Source organism: Pseudomonas sp. F-14 TE3623, from assembly GCF_053629015.1.
Genome location: NZ_JBRJHM010000001.1, coordinates 4,497,548 through 4,512,871, shown reverse-complemented (window position 1 = coordinate 4,512,871; position 15,324 = coordinate 4,497,548). Strand labels below are relative to the sequence as shown.

General features: G+C 59.6%; 11 protein-coding genes and 1 pseudogene. 8 read left to right on the top strand and 4 right to left on the bottom strand.

What is annotated here, in order from left to right; genetic code table 11:
* The first annotated feature begins 4 nt into the window (after window positions 1-4).
* Complete coding sequence (locus AB7M29_RS20825; RefSeq protein WP_454247772.1) at window positions 5-1,474, top strand: NAD-dependent succinate-semialdehyde dehydrogenase; 1,470 nt, start codon at window positions 5-7, stop codon at window positions 1,472-1,474.
* 227 nt (window positions 1,475-1,701) lie between these two features.
* The gene (locus AB7M29_RS20820) at window positions 1,702-2,835 is read left to right on the top strand and encodes an FAD-dependent oxidoreductase (protein ID WP_454247771.1); all 1,134 of its coding nucleotides are present in this window, start codon (window positions 1,702-1,704) and stop codon (window positions 2,833-2,835) included.
* Between the two features lie 31 nt (window positions 2,836-2,866).
* Here the strand turns inward: AB7M29_RS20820 and AB7M29_RS20815 are convergent, their stop codons facing one another.
* From AB7M29_RS20815 to mhpT, 3 genes are all read right to left on the bottom strand, one after another.
* Window positions 2,867-3,061, bottom strand: a complete 195-nt coding sequence (locus AB7M29_RS20815; RefSeq protein ID WP_454248743.1) for a helix-turn-helix domain-containing protein — start codon at window positions 3,059-3,061, stop codon at window positions 2,867-2,869.
* A 289-nt stretch (window positions 3,062-3,350) separates the two neighbouring features.
* Entirely contained in the window at window positions 3,351-3,677 is a 327-nt protein-coding gene (locus tag AB7M29_RS20810) for a DUF4372 domain-containing protein (RefSeq protein ID WP_454247770.1), read from the bottom strand.
* Window positions 3,678-3,844: 167 nt separating this feature from the next.
* On the bottom strand, window positions 3,845-5,056 hold the full coding sequence (mhpT, locus tag AB7M29_RS20805) for a 3-(3-hydroxy-phenyl)propionate transporter MhpT (protein WP_454247769.1): 1,212 nt from the start codon (window positions 5,054-5,056) through the stop codon (window positions 3,845-3,847).
* 315 nt (window positions 5,057-5,371) lie between these two features.
* Here mhpT and AB7M29_RS20800 point away from each other — a divergent pair.
* A pseudogene (locus tag AB7M29_RS20800) lies at window positions 5,372-6,680 on the top strand (OprD family porin).
* 78 nt (window positions 6,681-6,758) lie between these two features.
* Here the strand turns inward: AB7M29_RS20800 and AB7M29_RS20795 are convergent.
* Window positions 6,759-7,247, bottom strand: a complete 489-nt coding sequence (locus AB7M29_RS20795) for a MarR family winged helix-turn-helix transcriptional regulator (RefSeq protein WP_454247768.1) — start codon at window positions 7,245-7,247, stop codon at window positions 6,759-6,761.
* 214 nt (window positions 7,248-7,461) lie between these two features.
* On the opposite strand from AB7M29_RS20795, the gene AB7M29_RS20790 reads away from it, so the two are divergent.
* From AB7M29_RS20790 to AB7M29_RS20770, 5 genes are all read left to right on the top strand, one after another.
* On the top strand, window positions 7,462-8,292 hold the full coding sequence (locus tag AB7M29_RS20790) for a p-hydroxycinnamoyl CoA hydratase/lyase (RefSeq protein WP_454247767.1): 831 nt from the start codon (window positions 7,462-7,464) through the stop codon (window positions 8,290-8,292).
* Window positions 8,293-8,398: 106 nt separating this feature from the next.
* Entirely contained in the window at window positions 8,399-9,847 is a 1,449-nt protein-coding gene (locus AB7M29_RS20785) for an aldehyde dehydrogenase (protein ID WP_454247766.1), read from the top strand.
* A gap of 143 nt (window positions 9,848-9,990) precedes the next feature.
* On the top strand, window positions 9,991-11,868 hold the full coding sequence (locus tag AB7M29_RS20780; protein ID WP_454247765.1) for a feruloyl-CoA synthase: 1,878 nt from the start codon (window positions 9,991-9,993) through the stop codon (window positions 11,866-11,868).
* On the top strand, window positions 11,865-13,106 hold the full coding sequence (locus tag AB7M29_RS20775; protein ID WP_454247764.1) for a thiolase family protein: 1,242 nt from the start codon (window positions 11,865-11,867) through the stop codon (window positions 13,104-13,106). Before AB7M29_RS20780 ends, AB7M29_RS20775 begins: the two co-directional genes overlap by 4 nt.
* A gap of 58 nt (window positions 13,107-13,164) precedes the next feature.
* Entirely contained in the window at window positions 13,165-14,919 is a 1,755-nt protein-coding gene (locus AB7M29_RS20770) for an acyl-CoA dehydrogenase family protein (RefSeq protein WP_454247763.1), read from the top strand.
* Window positions 14,920-15,324: the final 405 nt, after the last annotated feature.

Here is a 15,324-nt window from a genome sequence, read left to right as displayed (position 1 = left end):
CAAAGTGAAGCATTTACTGAAAGATCCGACCCTATGGCGTACTGGCGCCTACATCGCAGGAGAGTGGTTGAACGAGACGCCGCACGGTCAGTACACGCTGCGTAATCCGGTCGATCAAACAGTGCTCGCCGTCCTGCCGCGCTGCCGTGAAGCCGAAGTACGCCGTGCAATCGATGCCGCGCATGAGGCATTTGGACCATGGCGTCGCTTGACGGCTAAAAGCCGTGGTGAGGTGCTGCGTCGTTGGTATGAGTTGATGGTTGAACATCGCGAGGATATTGCCACGCTGATTACTTTGGAGGAGGGCAAACCACTGGACGAGGCGCGCGGTGAAGTCGATTACGCTGCTTCCTTTGTTCGATGGTTTTCGGAAGAGGCCACTCGTGTGCGCGGTGACCTGATTCCCGGTGTAAAGGAAACCCAGCGCATTGTTGTACTGCGCGAGCCCATCGGAGTCTGCGCTGCGATAACGCCCTGGAACTTCCCGGCCGCCATGATCACGCGAAAGGCTGCTCCGGCGCTCGCGGCGGGTTGCACAATGGTCGTGAAACCGGCAAGCCAGACGCCCTTGACCGCAATGGCACTTGCCGAACTTGCGCAACGCGCTGGAGTGCCGGCCGGCGTGTTCAGTGTGATCACGGGTAATGACACTCGAGACATCGCGGGTGAACTCACCGGTAACCCCTTGGTACGCAAACTCACGTTTACGGGCTCCACTGAGGTGGGTCGGCTGCTGTTGGCGCAAGCGGCGCAGACAGTCAAGAAATGCTCAATGGAGTTGGGTGGCAACGCTCCATTCATTGTCTTCGATGACGCGGATCTTGATGCCGCAGCCGACGGTGTGATGTTGGCCAAGTTTCGCAACGGCGGGCAGTCCTGTATCGGGGCGAATCGGGTGCTGGTCCAGTCAGGGATTTATGACGCATTTGCCGATCGCGTCGTCGAGCGCATGGCTCAACTGAAGGTAGGGAATGGCCTGGAACCTGATGTGCAGGTGGGGCCGTTGATCGATGAAGCGGCGGTGCGAAAATCCCAAGAGCTTGTTGATGATGCGCTGGCCCAAGGTGCTCGACTGTTGTCCGGCGGCAAGCGACATGCAATCGGCGGGTGTTTCTTCCAACCCACTTTACTTGCGGATGTCACGCATGGAATGAGGGTTGCACGCGAAGAGATATTCGGCCCAGTCATGCCACTGGTGCGTTTCGATAGCGATGACGAAGCCATCGCGATGGCCAATGACAGCGAGTTTGGCCTGGCGGCGTATCTGTTCAGTCGTGACGCAGCGCGCATCTGGCGGAACGCCGCCCGCATTGAGTCGGGCATGGTCGGCATCAACTGTGGCTTGATTTCAAATGAAGTCGCACCCTTTGGTGGTGTGAAGCAGAGTGGCCTTGGGCGGGAGGGATCCCACCTTGGAATCGATGAGTTCCTGGAAGTGAAATACCTTTGCTGGGACGGACTGGAAAGTGTCTGAAGTGCCGTAGTCAACAACGGGTGGCGGGGGCTGCAACATCTCAACCTCGCCACCAATCATCTCCTGCGATACCTCGGATTGTGGAATGCGATTTCAGCGCAGACATTCAATTCGATAGTCTCTCTTTGATCCGCCATCGCCAGTCAGAAATATGAGTTTTAGCAACCAGTCGACGGTGTGCACTACCGGGTCAGCTCGATTGAAATAAGAATAATTAGGAGAGCGTGATGATTGCAGCAGTCAATAAGGTGCTGGTTATCGGAGGAGGTTTCTCCGGTATGACGGCGGCTATCCAGCTTGCCCGTCAAGGCGTGGAAGTGGACTTGATCGAAATAGATCCCCTCTGGTGTCCCTTGGGGGCCGGGATCACGCTCAGCGGTCCCACGCTGAGAGCCCTCGACACTGTTGGAATCCTTGAGAGGGTGGCTCGCGAAGGGTATCTCTCGACAGATTTCGATGTGTTTTCTCCAGCGGGAGACTTGATCGTGCAATTGGCAATTCGTCCTCCGGTCAGCGATAAGGCGTTGCCAGGTGGTGGCGGTATCTTGCGTCCTGTACTGGCTCGAGTTTTTGCTGACAAGACGCTGGAAGTGAACACCAACGTGCGCCTTGGCCTCACATTCGAAACCATTAGCCAGCACCAAGAGGGCGTAGATGTCACCTTCACTGACGGATCGTCAGGTACCTATGATCTGGTGATTGCCTCTGACGGGATGCATTCACGGGTGCGCAAGGAATTGTTTGCACAAGCACCATCGCCCAAACCCATCCAGCAGAGCGTCTGGCGTGCAGTGTTGAAGCGGCCACAGGAAATTATTCGCCCCAGTCATTGGTTGGGACGCACCAAGGTCGGTGTCAATCCTATTTCCGCAACGCACATGTATATGTTCATTATGGAAAACCGAGACCATTCCGAGTGGATTGATCCAGCAAACTGGCCGAGCGAAATGGCGCGTTTGCTGGGTGAGTATCCAGCCCCCATCCTACAAACGCTTGTGCCTCAGCTGTATGAGCCGCAAGCGAGTATTGATTACCGCCCGCTGTCCAATCTATTGGTGCCATTACCGTGGCATAAAGGTCGCGTCGTGATGATTGGAGATACGGTGCATGCCACCACGCCCCATCTGGCTTCTGGCGCCGGAATTGGAATTGAAAGTGCGATCGTGCTCGCTGAAGAGCTCCTTCGCCATTCCGACTTAGAGGTCGCTCTGAATAGTTTCGAAGAACGGCGTTGGGAGCGCTGTCGATTGGTGGTTGAGAAATCTGCAAGACTTTGTGAAATAGAGAAAAGCGCAGGCGACAAAGAAGAGCATGCGCAAATTATGCATGAGTCTTTTATTACATTGGCTGAGCCAATCTGATTCCGGCGACTGAATCTGAAAAGAGGGACGCTTAAAGGTCCCTCCCACCAGTTGCTGATATTGACGCTGGGGGCTCGAAGCAGAAGCGCTGGCGATATTCCACCGGGCTGATTGCCAGATGTTTTACGAATGCACGGCGCAGGCTGTCGGTATGCTCAAAGCCACAACGGTGGGCTATCTCCTTGATTTGACTGCTCGGTGGTTTCCAGATAACGCCGAACCTCATCAATCCGTGCATCAGCAAGAAACGCCGTCGGTGACGTACCGGTTTCCTCGGTGAACAGGTGCGCCAAGATTGCGCGGGCTCATATGCATGCGCTCGGCCATGATGTGCAGGTTCGCGAGCCTATACTCCAGTGTCGCCTCTACCTGAGAGTCGGCGCCGCCCTGAACATTGAGTAACGGGCTGAATAGCGACTGCCTGCCTGCCCGTCGCAGGTACATCACCCGTGAGGTCCGCGCAAGGTGATCGATGTGGAATCAATCAGGCTGACCATGACACCGACTTCTTTGCGCTACTGGCGACAGATGCCGCACAACAGCAACTCGCAGAAGTCCTGGAATGGCTGGTAGTCACGCTTGTTCAACGCATCCGACAGGGTCGAGCGGGCGACGGGACCGGCGTAAAGATGGTAGCTATGCGGGCCGAGAGTTTCGGAGACAGTCACCAAGGACCGCAGGCTTAGGGCTTGGGTTACATGGCTGCTGACCAGTGTCACCAGCAATTGCCAGGAGATGCAGCGTTTGACGTAGCGATCAGCCTGGTGCTTTTCGGTGGATTGCCGGAAGAGCTGACGTGAGATCGTACTGAGTAGGTGGGCTAAACGGGTGCCGGTAAACATGAGTCAAAATCGAGTCTGAAAAATCCGACCATGACTGTTGGCCGCCAACAGCAAGGGGGAGCAAGCGCCCCCCTTCGGTTTTTACCGGACATTTGTGACGCAGAGCGTGGGAACGATCAATCTGACCTTGTGCTTGTGGCGAGGAAGCAGCCCTTGGGCTCTTGTGATCAGCGCACCGTCTGCGGCGTACCCGTCGACACCGCGCGCGCCATTACGCTGATCGCCGCCAGAGCGGCAATCACCAACCCTGGCGAGGTTGCCACCAGCACACCGGTGGTGCCGGCGCCCGCTGCAAGGATTTGCCCGGCTGCCAAAGGTCCGGCCACCGAACCCAGGCGGCCAATGGCGACCGCTGCTCCGACACCCGTGGCGCGCACGGCAGTGGGATAGGAGGGCGGCGTCAAGGCGTAGAGCACCAGTTGCGCTGCCATGACGAACAGCCCGGCCGCAAACCCGGCGATGGCCATCGGTACGATGCCGATCGACAGCCCAACCCCGGCCAACGCCATCAGTAATCCGGCATAAACCACCAACACCACCTTGGTTGCATTGCAACGATCCAGCAGCACCCCTCCCAACAACGAACCCAGGGCGCCGCCGATGTTGAACAGCATCTGCACCAGGCCGGCCTGGGGTTTACTGAACCCTTGTTCGAGTAGCAACGATGGCAGCCAGTTGAGCAACATGTACATCACGGTGAGGGTGAAGAAATAACTCAGCCACAACGCGAGGGTAGTGCGACCACGACCTTGGCCGAACAGCGCCTCGCCGGTGGAGGTGCGCGCCACGCCAACCGCCTCCTGCTGCTGGCGAAAGGCGCTGGATTCGGGAAGCCACATCAGCATCAACGGCACCACCAGTAACGGCACCACACCGCCGATGAAGAAAGTCATTTGCCAATGTTCGCCATACACCATGGCGACCACGGCAGCCAGCGCGCCGCCCAATGGCACGCCCGCATACATTACGCTGATGGCCGTGCCGCGATGTTGTTCACCCACGGCTTCGGCGCACAGGGCGATCAGGTTGGGTAGGGCAGCGCCCAAGCCCAGGCCTGTCATGAGGCGCACCAGCAGCAGGCTGGAGACGTGTTCGACGTAGACGGTACTAAGGGAGAACAAGCCGAACAGCAAGACAGCAGCGACGAGGATTTTCTTACGGCCGATACGATCGGCAATCCAACCCCCAAAAAATGCCCCTGGCAACAACCCGATGATGCCGGCGCTGAACACCCAGCCCATCATTTTCGGGTCCAGGGTAAAGGTCTGTCGCAGGCCGGTAGCGGCCGTGCCAGCCGATTGCAGGTCGAAGCCTTCGATCAGCGCCACGATAAAGCACAAGGCGATGGTCAGCGTCGAACGACGCGTTGAACGGTTCATGGGCAAAACCTCTTGTTTTTGTTGTGGTGTTGAGTCGGTACAAGAGCGCGGCAGGTGATTAATAAGCTTAACAAAGCTAACTAAAAAAGAAGATCAACTTAAAGATACGAAAAAAATAGCCTATAAGGGTTTTTAAATCAGTCGGTTAGCGGTGCGACGTGTCATTGTAGGTAAATTAGTTAATAAAATTAATGTTCGATTATCGGCTGCTCTGAATTGGCGAAGCCCGGTGCCGTTTCCATTCTCTGTTCCGCGGACCCCACCCTCCGGGCGCCGGACCTGCTCCAGAACAACAACAATAAATGGACCTCGAACATGCCAAACCTTGCTCGGCGCGCCCTGGCGGCGACTTCAACTCCACTGGCCTGTGGCTCCCATGGGGGGCGACTGCTGGCCTTGCTGTACCTGAGTCTCTTTTCCACTTCGCTGTTGGTAGAAGGTTTTATTGCTGACAGTCACGGCACACTGACCCCACGCAATTACTACCTGGACCGCGACTACAAGGACGATGGCGCAAAAACCGCCGCTCGGGAATGGGCCCAGGGTTTGATCATGAACATGGAATCGGGATTCACCCAGGGCGCCGTTGGTTTCGGGCTGGATGCCCGGGGGTTGATGGGTCTCAAGCTCGATTCCGCGCCGGACCGCAGTGGCACGGAGCTGTTGCCGGTATCGAGCAGCGACAAGCGCGCGGCGGATGAATATTCACGCCTGGCCCTGACCGGCAAGCTGCGATTTGCCCAGACCACGGTGAAGACCGGCGATGTCTCGATATTCCTGCCATTTGCTTTCGCCAGTCCGTCGCGGCTGCTACCGCAAACGTTCCGCGGTACGACACTCAGCTCCCAAGATATCGAAGGCTTGACCTTCAACACCGGCTACATCGATCGGGTCAACAAGCGCGACTCCACCGACTATCAACCGATCAGCATTGCCTCACCCAACCGGCGTTTCAACGGCGCTGCTATCTCGTCCCACATGGTCAATGTCGGCGGTGACTATCAGGTCAACAAGAACCTCAGCCTGCGGGCCTATCACGCCGAAGTGGCGGATTTGTATCAGTAAAACACCCTGTCTTTGCTGCACAATTTGCCCTTGGGCGACGGCGTGTTGACCACCGACCTGCGCAGTTTTTTCAGTGACGAAGACGGCAGTGTCAGGGCTGGTAAGGTCGATAACCGCAATCTCTCGGCGCTGCTCGGCTATCGCCTGAGCCTGGGTTACATGCACGCCAGCGGCGATACGGCCATGCCATATGTCTCTGGCACGCAGGTGATGAACTTGAGTGAGATGGCCATGAGTTCGGATTTTCTCAAGGCCGGGGAACGCACCTGGCAAGCCATCTATGACTATGATTTTGCAGCCTCCGGTGTGCCCGGTTTGAAAAGCCGATTGCGCTATTTACGCGGTGACCACATCGAGTTGACCGTCCTGGATGCCGACGATCGCAAGGAACGCGAGTTTCAGATGGAGCTGGGGGTATGTGATCCAGAGCGGGCCATTGAAGAACGTCGGGCTGCTGGCGCGCAAATCGATCTACCGTAACAACTTCCCCGGCGGCGCTGCGTTTCGCGATGAAAACCAGACCCGCTCTCTGGTGACCTACCGCGTGCCGATCTGGTGACGCAGAGAGTGCGGAAGGAAGGCAATGCTGCTCACTTAAGGAATGAATAGAGTCCGTGGCGAGGGAGTAGATTTGCCACTATTGCTGATAAACCTTCCTCAGCAGCCGTAGCAGCTCCTCGCGCTCGGTACCTGTCAGGGTGGCAGTAGAATCGAGGTCGCTTTGGACGGCAATCTGCTTGAGTTCCTTGAGCAGGGTTTCGCCGCTCTTGCTCAGGAAAATCCCGTAGGAGCGCTTGTCCGGTTTGCAGCGCACCCGCACCGCCAGTGCCCGGTTTTCCAGTTTGTTCAGCAGCGGCACCACTTGCGGCGGCTCTATTGTCAGGGCCTTGGCCAAGTCGGCCTGCATCAGGCCGGGGTTCTGGTCGATGATTGCCAGGGCCGAGAATTGCGCGGGCCGCAGGTCGTGAATCGCCAGCCGACCAATCAGGTTCTGGAACAGTTTCAGTTGGGCTCGACGCAGGGCGTAACCAATCAGATCGTCCAGCGCGGAGTCCAGGGACGCCTGTGCTTTGGCGCCGTCGGCAAGGGCCTCGGCGGGTTCGGCGATCTTGGAAGACTTGGCCATCGAAGGGAATCTCCTCAGGGTGAGTGATTAATAAGGCTATCCAGTTTGCCGAGGTTGCGTGGCGATAGCTACGGTCGATGTCAGATTCGTTGATCTGACGCACTGGTTAACAGGTCAAAAAAGTTGCTCAAATCAATTAATAGTTAATTGACATAACTAAATTTCAGGTTTAGTTTTTTACTCATCTTCAAGCCAAGAACAAGAGAGCATCGCCATGAGCAATTACGAGGGTCGCTGGACAACGGTCAAAGTGGAAATCGAGGAAAGCATTGCCTGGGTCATCCTCAATCGCCCGGAAAAGCGCAACGCCATGAGCCCGACATTGAACCGCGAAATGATCGACGTTCTGGAAACCCTGGAGCAGGATCCCGACGCCGGTGTGCTGGTGCTGACCGGTGCGGGCGAAGCCTGGACTGCAGGCATGGACCTCAAGAAATACTTCCGCGAAGTGGACGCGGGCCCGGAAGTCCTTCAGGAAAAAATTCGCCGTGAAGCCTCTCAGTGGCAATGGAAACTGTTGCGCATGTATGCCAAGCCAACCATCGCCATGGTCAACGGTTGGTGCTTCGGTGGCGGTTTCAGCCCGCTGGTGGCCTGCGACTTGGCGATCTGCGCCGATGAAGCGACCTTCGGTCTGTCGGAAATCAACTGGGGCATCCCGCCGGGCAACCTGGTGAGCAAGGCCATGGCCGATACCGTGGGTCATCGTCAATCGCTGTACTACATCATGACCGGCAAGACCTTTGGCGGGCAGAAGGCCGCCGAGATGGGCCTGGTCAACGAAAGCGTGCCGTTGACCCAGCTACGGGATGTGACCGTGGAGCTTGCACGCAACCTGTTGGAGAAAAACCCGGTGGTGCTGCGTGCCGCCAAGCACGGCTTCAAACGCTGCCGCGAGCTGACGTGGGAGCAGAACGAAGATTACCTGTACGCCAAGCTCGATCAATCGCGCCTGCTTGACACCGAGGGTGGTCGCGAGCAGGGGATGAAACAGTTCCTCAACGACAAGAGCATCAAGCCGGGCTTGCAGACCTACAAGCGCTGAGACAGCGGCGCGGCGGGCGTCAATCACATGCCCGCAAGATGTTCGTCCAAGTCCCTTGACGTTACTGTGATCGTATTCCCGATAAAGACAATAAAGAGGAATCACCATGCTGGACGTGCCCCTGTTAATCGGCGGCCAGTCGTGCCCCGCCCGCGACGGTCGAACCTTCGAACGTTGCAACCCGGTGACCGGCGAAGTGGTGTCCCGGGTGGCCGCCGCTACCCTGGAAGATGCCGACGCTGCCGTCGCCGCCGCCCAGGCCGCGTTCCCTGTCTGGGCGGCCCTGGCGCCCAATGAGCGCCGCACCCGCCTGCTGCGTGCGGCCGAGCAATTGCAGGCTCGCAGCAGCGAATTCATTGCGGCGGCTGGCGAAACCGGCGCCATGGCCAATTGGTACGGTTTCAATGTGCACCTGGCCGCCAACATGCTGCGCGAAGCGGCGTCCATGACCACTCAGATCAATGGCGAAATCATCCCCTCCGATGTGCCCGGCAACTTTGCGATGGCCTTGCGTCAACCGTGCGGCGTGGTGCTGGGTATTGCCCCATGGAATGCTCCGGTGATCCTCGCCACCCGCGCCATCGCCATGCCCCTGGCCTGTGGCAATACGGTGGTGCTCAAGGCCTCCGAAATCAGCCCGGCGGTGCATCGGTTGATCGTTCAGGTGTTGCAGGATGCGGGGCTGGGCGACGGAGTGGTCAACGTCATTACGAATGCGCCAACCGATGCGGCGGCGATTGTCGAACGGCTGATCGCCAACCCGGCGGTGCGGCGGGTCAACTTCACCGGCTCGACCCATGTTGGGCGCATCGTCGGCGAACTCTCGGCGCGCCACCTTAAACCTGCTTTGCTGGAGCTAGGCGGCAAGGCGCCGCTACTGGTGCTGGAGGATGCCGACCTGGACGCTGCCGTACAAGCCGCTGCGTTCGGGGCCTTTTTCAACCAGGGGCAGATCTGCATGTCCACCGAGCGGTTGATCGTCGATGTCAGCATCGCCGAAGCCTTTCTCGCTCGGCTCACGGCGAAAATCGCCACCCTGCGCGCCGGTGATCCAAATGCCGCGGATTCGGTTCTCGGCTCGCTGGTGGATGCCAGCGCCGGCCTGCGCATCAAGGGGCTGATCGACGATGCCCTGGCCAAAGGCGCGACATTGGTGGCGGGTGGGCAACTGGAGGGCAGCATATTGCAGCCGACCCTGCTCGACGGCATCACCCCTGACATGCGTCTGTACCGCGAGGAGTCCTTCGGCCCGGTGGTGGTGGTGTTGCGCGGTGAAGGGGATGAGGAACTGCTGCGCCTGGCCAACGATTCCGAGTTCGGCCTGTCGGCGGCGATCTTCAGTCGCGACACCGCCCGCGCATTGGCCCTGGCCCAGCGGGTCGAGTCGGGTATTTGTCACATCAATGGCCCGACCGTACAAGACGAGGCGCAGATGCCCTTCGGGGGGGTCAAGTCCAGCGGTTACGGCAGTTTTGGTGGCAAGGCGGCCATCAAGCATTTCACCCAATTGCGCTGGGTGACCTTGCAGAACGGACCCCGGCATTACCCGATCTGATATCCGTCAGATTCTCGGGCGCAGGATTTGAAAACTGTCGCCCGAGTGCAGGCCAGACATAACAATAACAAGGCTGCAGCCAGACGCTGCCACGCTCCGTTCGCTTAGTGCGGCCCGGGCGTGCCTTGATGGAGGAAATGCACGTGAGTTCCGAATTCAGATCGCCCCCCCGGCCAGACCCTGTGCGTTATCGCCAGGTGTCGATCGGCCGCCCCGCCGTTGAAGTCAGCGAAGAGCATGGCATCCTGCACATGCGGTCCCTGGAACCTTTGGCTGAGTTGCCCATACGCTTGTTGGATCGTCTGGTTCATTGGGCCCAGGTGCGCCCGCAACAGACCTTTATCGCTGCTCGTCAGGACGGCGGCGACTGGCGCCGGGTGAGTTACGCCCAAATGCTGACCAGCGTCCGTGCCATTGCCCAGCGGCTGCTGAGTTACGGTCTTTCAGCCGAGCGCCCGTTGGCGATCCTCTCGGGTAACGACATCGAACATTTGCAAGTTGCTTTGGGCGCCATGTACGCCGGCATTCCCTATTGTCCCGTATCGCCGGCCTATTCGTTGTTGTCCCTGGATTTCGCCAAGCTGCGGCATATCTGCGACCTGTTGCAACCGGGCCTGGTGTTCGTCAGTGACGCCGCGGCTTATCAGCGGGCGATCGATGCGGTGCTACCGGCCGAAACACCGTTGATCAGCGTGCGAGGACAAGTGCAGGGCCGCCGGCAGGCGAGCTTTGCCAGTTTGCTGGAACAACCCGGGGGGGCCGAGGCCGATTGCGCCTTCACGGCTACCGGGCCAGACAGCATCGCCAAGTTTCTGTTTACTTCAGGCTCCACTAAGCTACCCAAGGCCGTGATTACCACCCAGCGCATGCTCTGCGCCAACCAGCAGATGCTGTTGCAGACCTTTCCGGTGTTTGGTGAGGAGCCACCCGTACTGGTGGACTGGCTGCCGTGGAACCACACTTTCGGCGGCAGCCACAATGTCGGCATCGCGCTCTACAATGGCGGAACATTTTACCTGGACGATGGCAAGCCCACGGTTCAGGGCTTCGCCGAAACCCTGCGCAACCTCAAGGAAATTTCTCCCACCGCTTACCTGACCGTGCCCAAGGGCTGGGAAGAACTTGTCAATGCCCTGGAACAGGACGCAGAACTGCGTGAGCGTTTTTTCGCCCACATCAGCCTGTGCTTTTTCGCTGCGGCCGGTTTGTCGCAAAGCGTCTGGGACCGACTCGACAAGGTGGCCGAGCAGCATTGTGGCGAACGCATTCGTATGATGGCCGGGCTGGGCATGACCGAGGCCGCGCCGTCCTGCACCTTCACCACCGGGCCGTTGTCCATGGCCGGTTATATCGGTCTGCCGGCCCCCGGTTGCGAAGTGCGGCTGGTGCCGGCCGATGGCAAGCTCGAAGGGCGCTTTCGTGGCCCGCATATCATGCCCGGCTATTGGCGCTCGCCGCAGCAGACCGCCGAGGTATTCGACGAGGATGGTTTCTACTGCTCCGGCGATGCGATCAAACTGGCCGACCCCAAGGACCCGCAACTGGGCCTGATGTTCGACGGCCGGATCGCCGAAGACTTCAAGCTATCGTCCGGTGTGTTTGTCAGCGTCGGGCCGTTGCGTAATCGCGCGGTGCTGGAAGGTTCACCCTATGTCCAGGACCTGGTCATCACGGCACCGGATCGCGAATGCCTGGGGGCACTGGTATTTCCAAGGCTCTATGAGTGCCGACGCTTGTCGGGCCTGGGGCCGGACGCCAGTGATGCCCAAGTGTTGGCCAGCGCGCTGGTGCGCCAGTGGTTCGGCGACTGGCTGCAGCGTCTGAACCGCGAGGCTAGCGGCAATGCCAGTCGTGTGGAATGGATTACCTTGCTCGATGAACCGGCGTCCATCGACCGGGGAGAAATCACCGACAAGGGCTCGATCAATCAGCGGGCGGTGTTGCAGTGGCGGGCGGCGAAGGTCGAAGCGTTGTATCGCGGCGAGGAAGCTTCCATCCTGCGTGCCGGACCCAAGCCATGAGTCACGTCGGGCAATACTCGGCTTTTACCGACGTGGCGATCTTCGACGCCGTGCGTACCCCCTGGGTCGACCTTGGTGGCGCTTTGGCCCAGGTTTCGCCGATCGATCTGGGAATCAAGGTCGGCCGTGAAGTGCTGGCTCGCACTGGCATCGATCCACAAACGGTGGACAGTGTGCTGGCTGGCTCCATGGCCCAGGCCAGTTTCGATGCCTACCTGCTGCCACGGCATATCGGCTTGTACAGTGGCGTGGCGCCAACGGTCCCGGCGCTGGGGGTGCAGCGCATCTGCGCTACTGGTTTCGAGCTGTTGCACCAGGCCGCCATGCAGCTGGATGACGGCGTGCAACTGGTTTTGTGTGTGGCCAGTGAATCCATGTCGCGCAATCCGATTTCCGCCTATACCCACAGGGATGGTTTTCGTCTCGGTGCAGAGGTGCAATTCAAGGATTTTCTCTGGGAAGCGCTCTACGACCCGGCCCCCGGGTTGGACATGATTGCCACTGCCGATAACCTGGCGCGCCGGTATGCGTTGAGCCGCGAAGCGGTGGATTGCTATGCCTGCGACAGTCACCATCGGGCCTTGCAGGCGCAGCAGACAGGGGCCTGGGTCGAGGAAATCGTCGCCGTTAATAACCAGGTGTTTGAACTTGAGGGCTATCAGCCGCGTGGCATCAGCCTACCCCGCAGGGCTGGTGCCGTCACCGAGGACAGTCATCCACGGCCCACCGACCTGTCGGCGCTGGCTCGCTTGCGCGCGGTGCATGAGGGCGGTGTGCAAACCGCTGGCAACAGCTGCGCGGTGGTCGATGGTGCGGCGGCGGCCCTGGTGGGGCGTGCCTCAGCCTACAAACGTCCGGCTCTGGCCTGGCTGCTGGCCAGTGCGGTGGTCGGTGTGGCCCCGGAGTTCATGGGGATCGGCCCGGCTCCGGCGATCCGCCTGCTGCTGCAACGCAGCGGGTTGAACCTGGACGACATCGCGCGTTTCGAGATCAATGAAGCTCAGGCGGCCCAGGTGCTCGCGGTGGCGCAAGAGCTGAAGCTGGACGGTTCCCGGCTCAACGCCCAAGGCGGCTCCCTGGCTATTGGGCACCCACTGGCCGCCACGGGCTTGCGACTGGTCATGACCCTGGCTCGCCAATTACGCCAACACAATCTTCGCTACGGGATTGCCGCTGCCTGCGTGGGTGGTGGGCAGGGCATGGCGCTGCTGATCGAGAACCCGGCGTACCGCGCGTGAGGTGTTGGCCGCCTGTCCAGCGGGGCGGGCGACTTTTTTCTATCCGATGAGGTTTCCCATGTGGAGCTATCAGGCGCCCCTGCGCGATATGCAATTTGTTCTTGAACACTGGCTGCAGGCGCCTAGAGCGTGGTGCCGCAGCCCGGCGTTCGAGGGGCTGGATCTGCCTTTGGCGGTACAGGTGCTGGAGGAGGCGGGACGTTTCAGCGAGGGTGTGCTGGCGCCGTTGAACGGCAGCGGCGATCGTCAGGGCTGTCGCTGGACGGCGGGTCGGGTCAGCACCCCGGACGGCTTTGCCGACGCTTATCGAGCCTATGTCGACGGTGGCTGGCCCTCGCTGGCTTGTGCCGAGGCGCTGGGCGGGCAGGGGTTGCCGCAACTGCTCGACGCGGCGCTGCAAGAGATGCTCTACGCCAGCAACCACGCCTGGGCCATGTACACCGGCATCGCCCACGGCGCCTACCTGTGCCTCAAGACCCATGGCGCGCCCTGGCTGCAGGAGCGCTACCTGCCCGACATCGTCAGCGGCCAGGCCTTGCCCACCATGTGCCTGACCGAGCCCCAGGCCGGCAGCGATGTCGGGCTGCTGCGTTGTCGTGCCGAACCCCATGACGATGGCAGCTATCACCTTCACGGCAACAAGCTGTTTATCTCCGGCGGCGAGCACGATTTCACAGGCAATATCCTGCACCTGGTGCTGGCGCGCTTGCCGGGTGCGCCGTCGGGCAGTCGTGGTGTTTCCCTGTTCCTGGTGCCCAAACAACTGGACACTGGCCAGATCAATGGCGTGCGCTGCGACGGCATTGAACACAAGATGGGCATCAAGGGCAGCGCCACCTGCTCCCTGGTGTTTGAAGGCGCTCGGGGTTGGCTGATCGGTGAGGCCAACCGGGGCCTGGCGGCCATGTTCGTGATGATGAATTCGGCACGTCTGCATGTCGGCCTGCAAGGCCTGGGACACGTCGAGGCGGCTTGGCAGAACGCCCGGGAGTATACCGCCGAGCGCCGACAGATGCGTGCTCCGCTCAGACCTGAAGGGATGGCGGCCCAAGCCGCCGACCCGATCAGCTATCACCCGGCCATGCGCCAGGTGTTGCTGGAGCTGCGCACAACCAGCGAAGGTTTGCGGGCCATCGGCTACTGGGCCGCCCATTTGCTGGATCAGGCCGAGCATGACCCGGACCCACAGGCGCGGCAGCAGGCCGAGCAACTGGCGCAGCTGTTGACTCCGATCATCAAGGCGTTTTTCACCGAGCAAGGGTTTCGCCAGGCGAGCAACGCTTTGCAAGTCTTCGGCGGTTACGGTTACGTCACCGAGTTCGCCATCGAGCAGACTCTGCGCGACAGCCGCATTGCCATGATCTATGAGGGCAGCAACGAAATTCAGGCCAATGACCTGCTGTTACGCAAGGTTCTGGGAGACGAAGCCCGGGCGTTCGGTCTGCTGCTAGCTCAGTTGCGCGACGAAGCCGGGCAGGGCGGTGAATGGGTCGAGTGTGCGAGTTTTGCCGCCGCGCTGGGCAACCTGTGCGGCTCGCTGGCGGCTGTGGTCGATGACGTGCGTGAACTGTCCCGAGAGGACAGCGAATACCCCTATCGGGCCGCCGGGGATTTCCTTCAGCTGTGCGGCGTGACGATGTTGGCCCTGGCCTGGGCGCGGGCGGCGCGGGTTTCCAGGGTGCTACCCGAAGATGATCCGTTGCGCGCCAGCAAGCTGCAAAGCGCCGGGTTTTTCTTCAACTACTTGCCATCCCGGGTGGCGCAGCACCTGGCAGCGATAGAGGGCGCCCGCGCAGCCTTGGCTTTTGTCTGAAGGGGTGATCAATTAACAGAAAGCACAGAGCATGCTTTGCTTGCAGAGGCCTTGGCCTGATCAGAATATCCAAATGAGTTCTGGAATGTGGCCTTGATATTTGTTCTTGCGCTTGTAAAAAAGCCAGTAATTTAAGCGATTGAACATATATGTGATGTCCGCACTCTCCGGTCTCACAAATTTGTGGAGGTTGAATGAGCGACACGGGTTAAGTGCCCACTCAAGAACTTTTTATCCTATATATATCAACTGTTTGTTGGTTGTTTTGGCTTGGCATGATACTTGAATAGGTTGTCTGCACAGGCATTGAGTTTGATCAGCAGGTCATTGCAGATCCAACTTCTTCAGGCGGGCGAGCCTCCAGGCTCGCTGACCCCCTTGCGAATGATGAGCCTGTATGGAAAC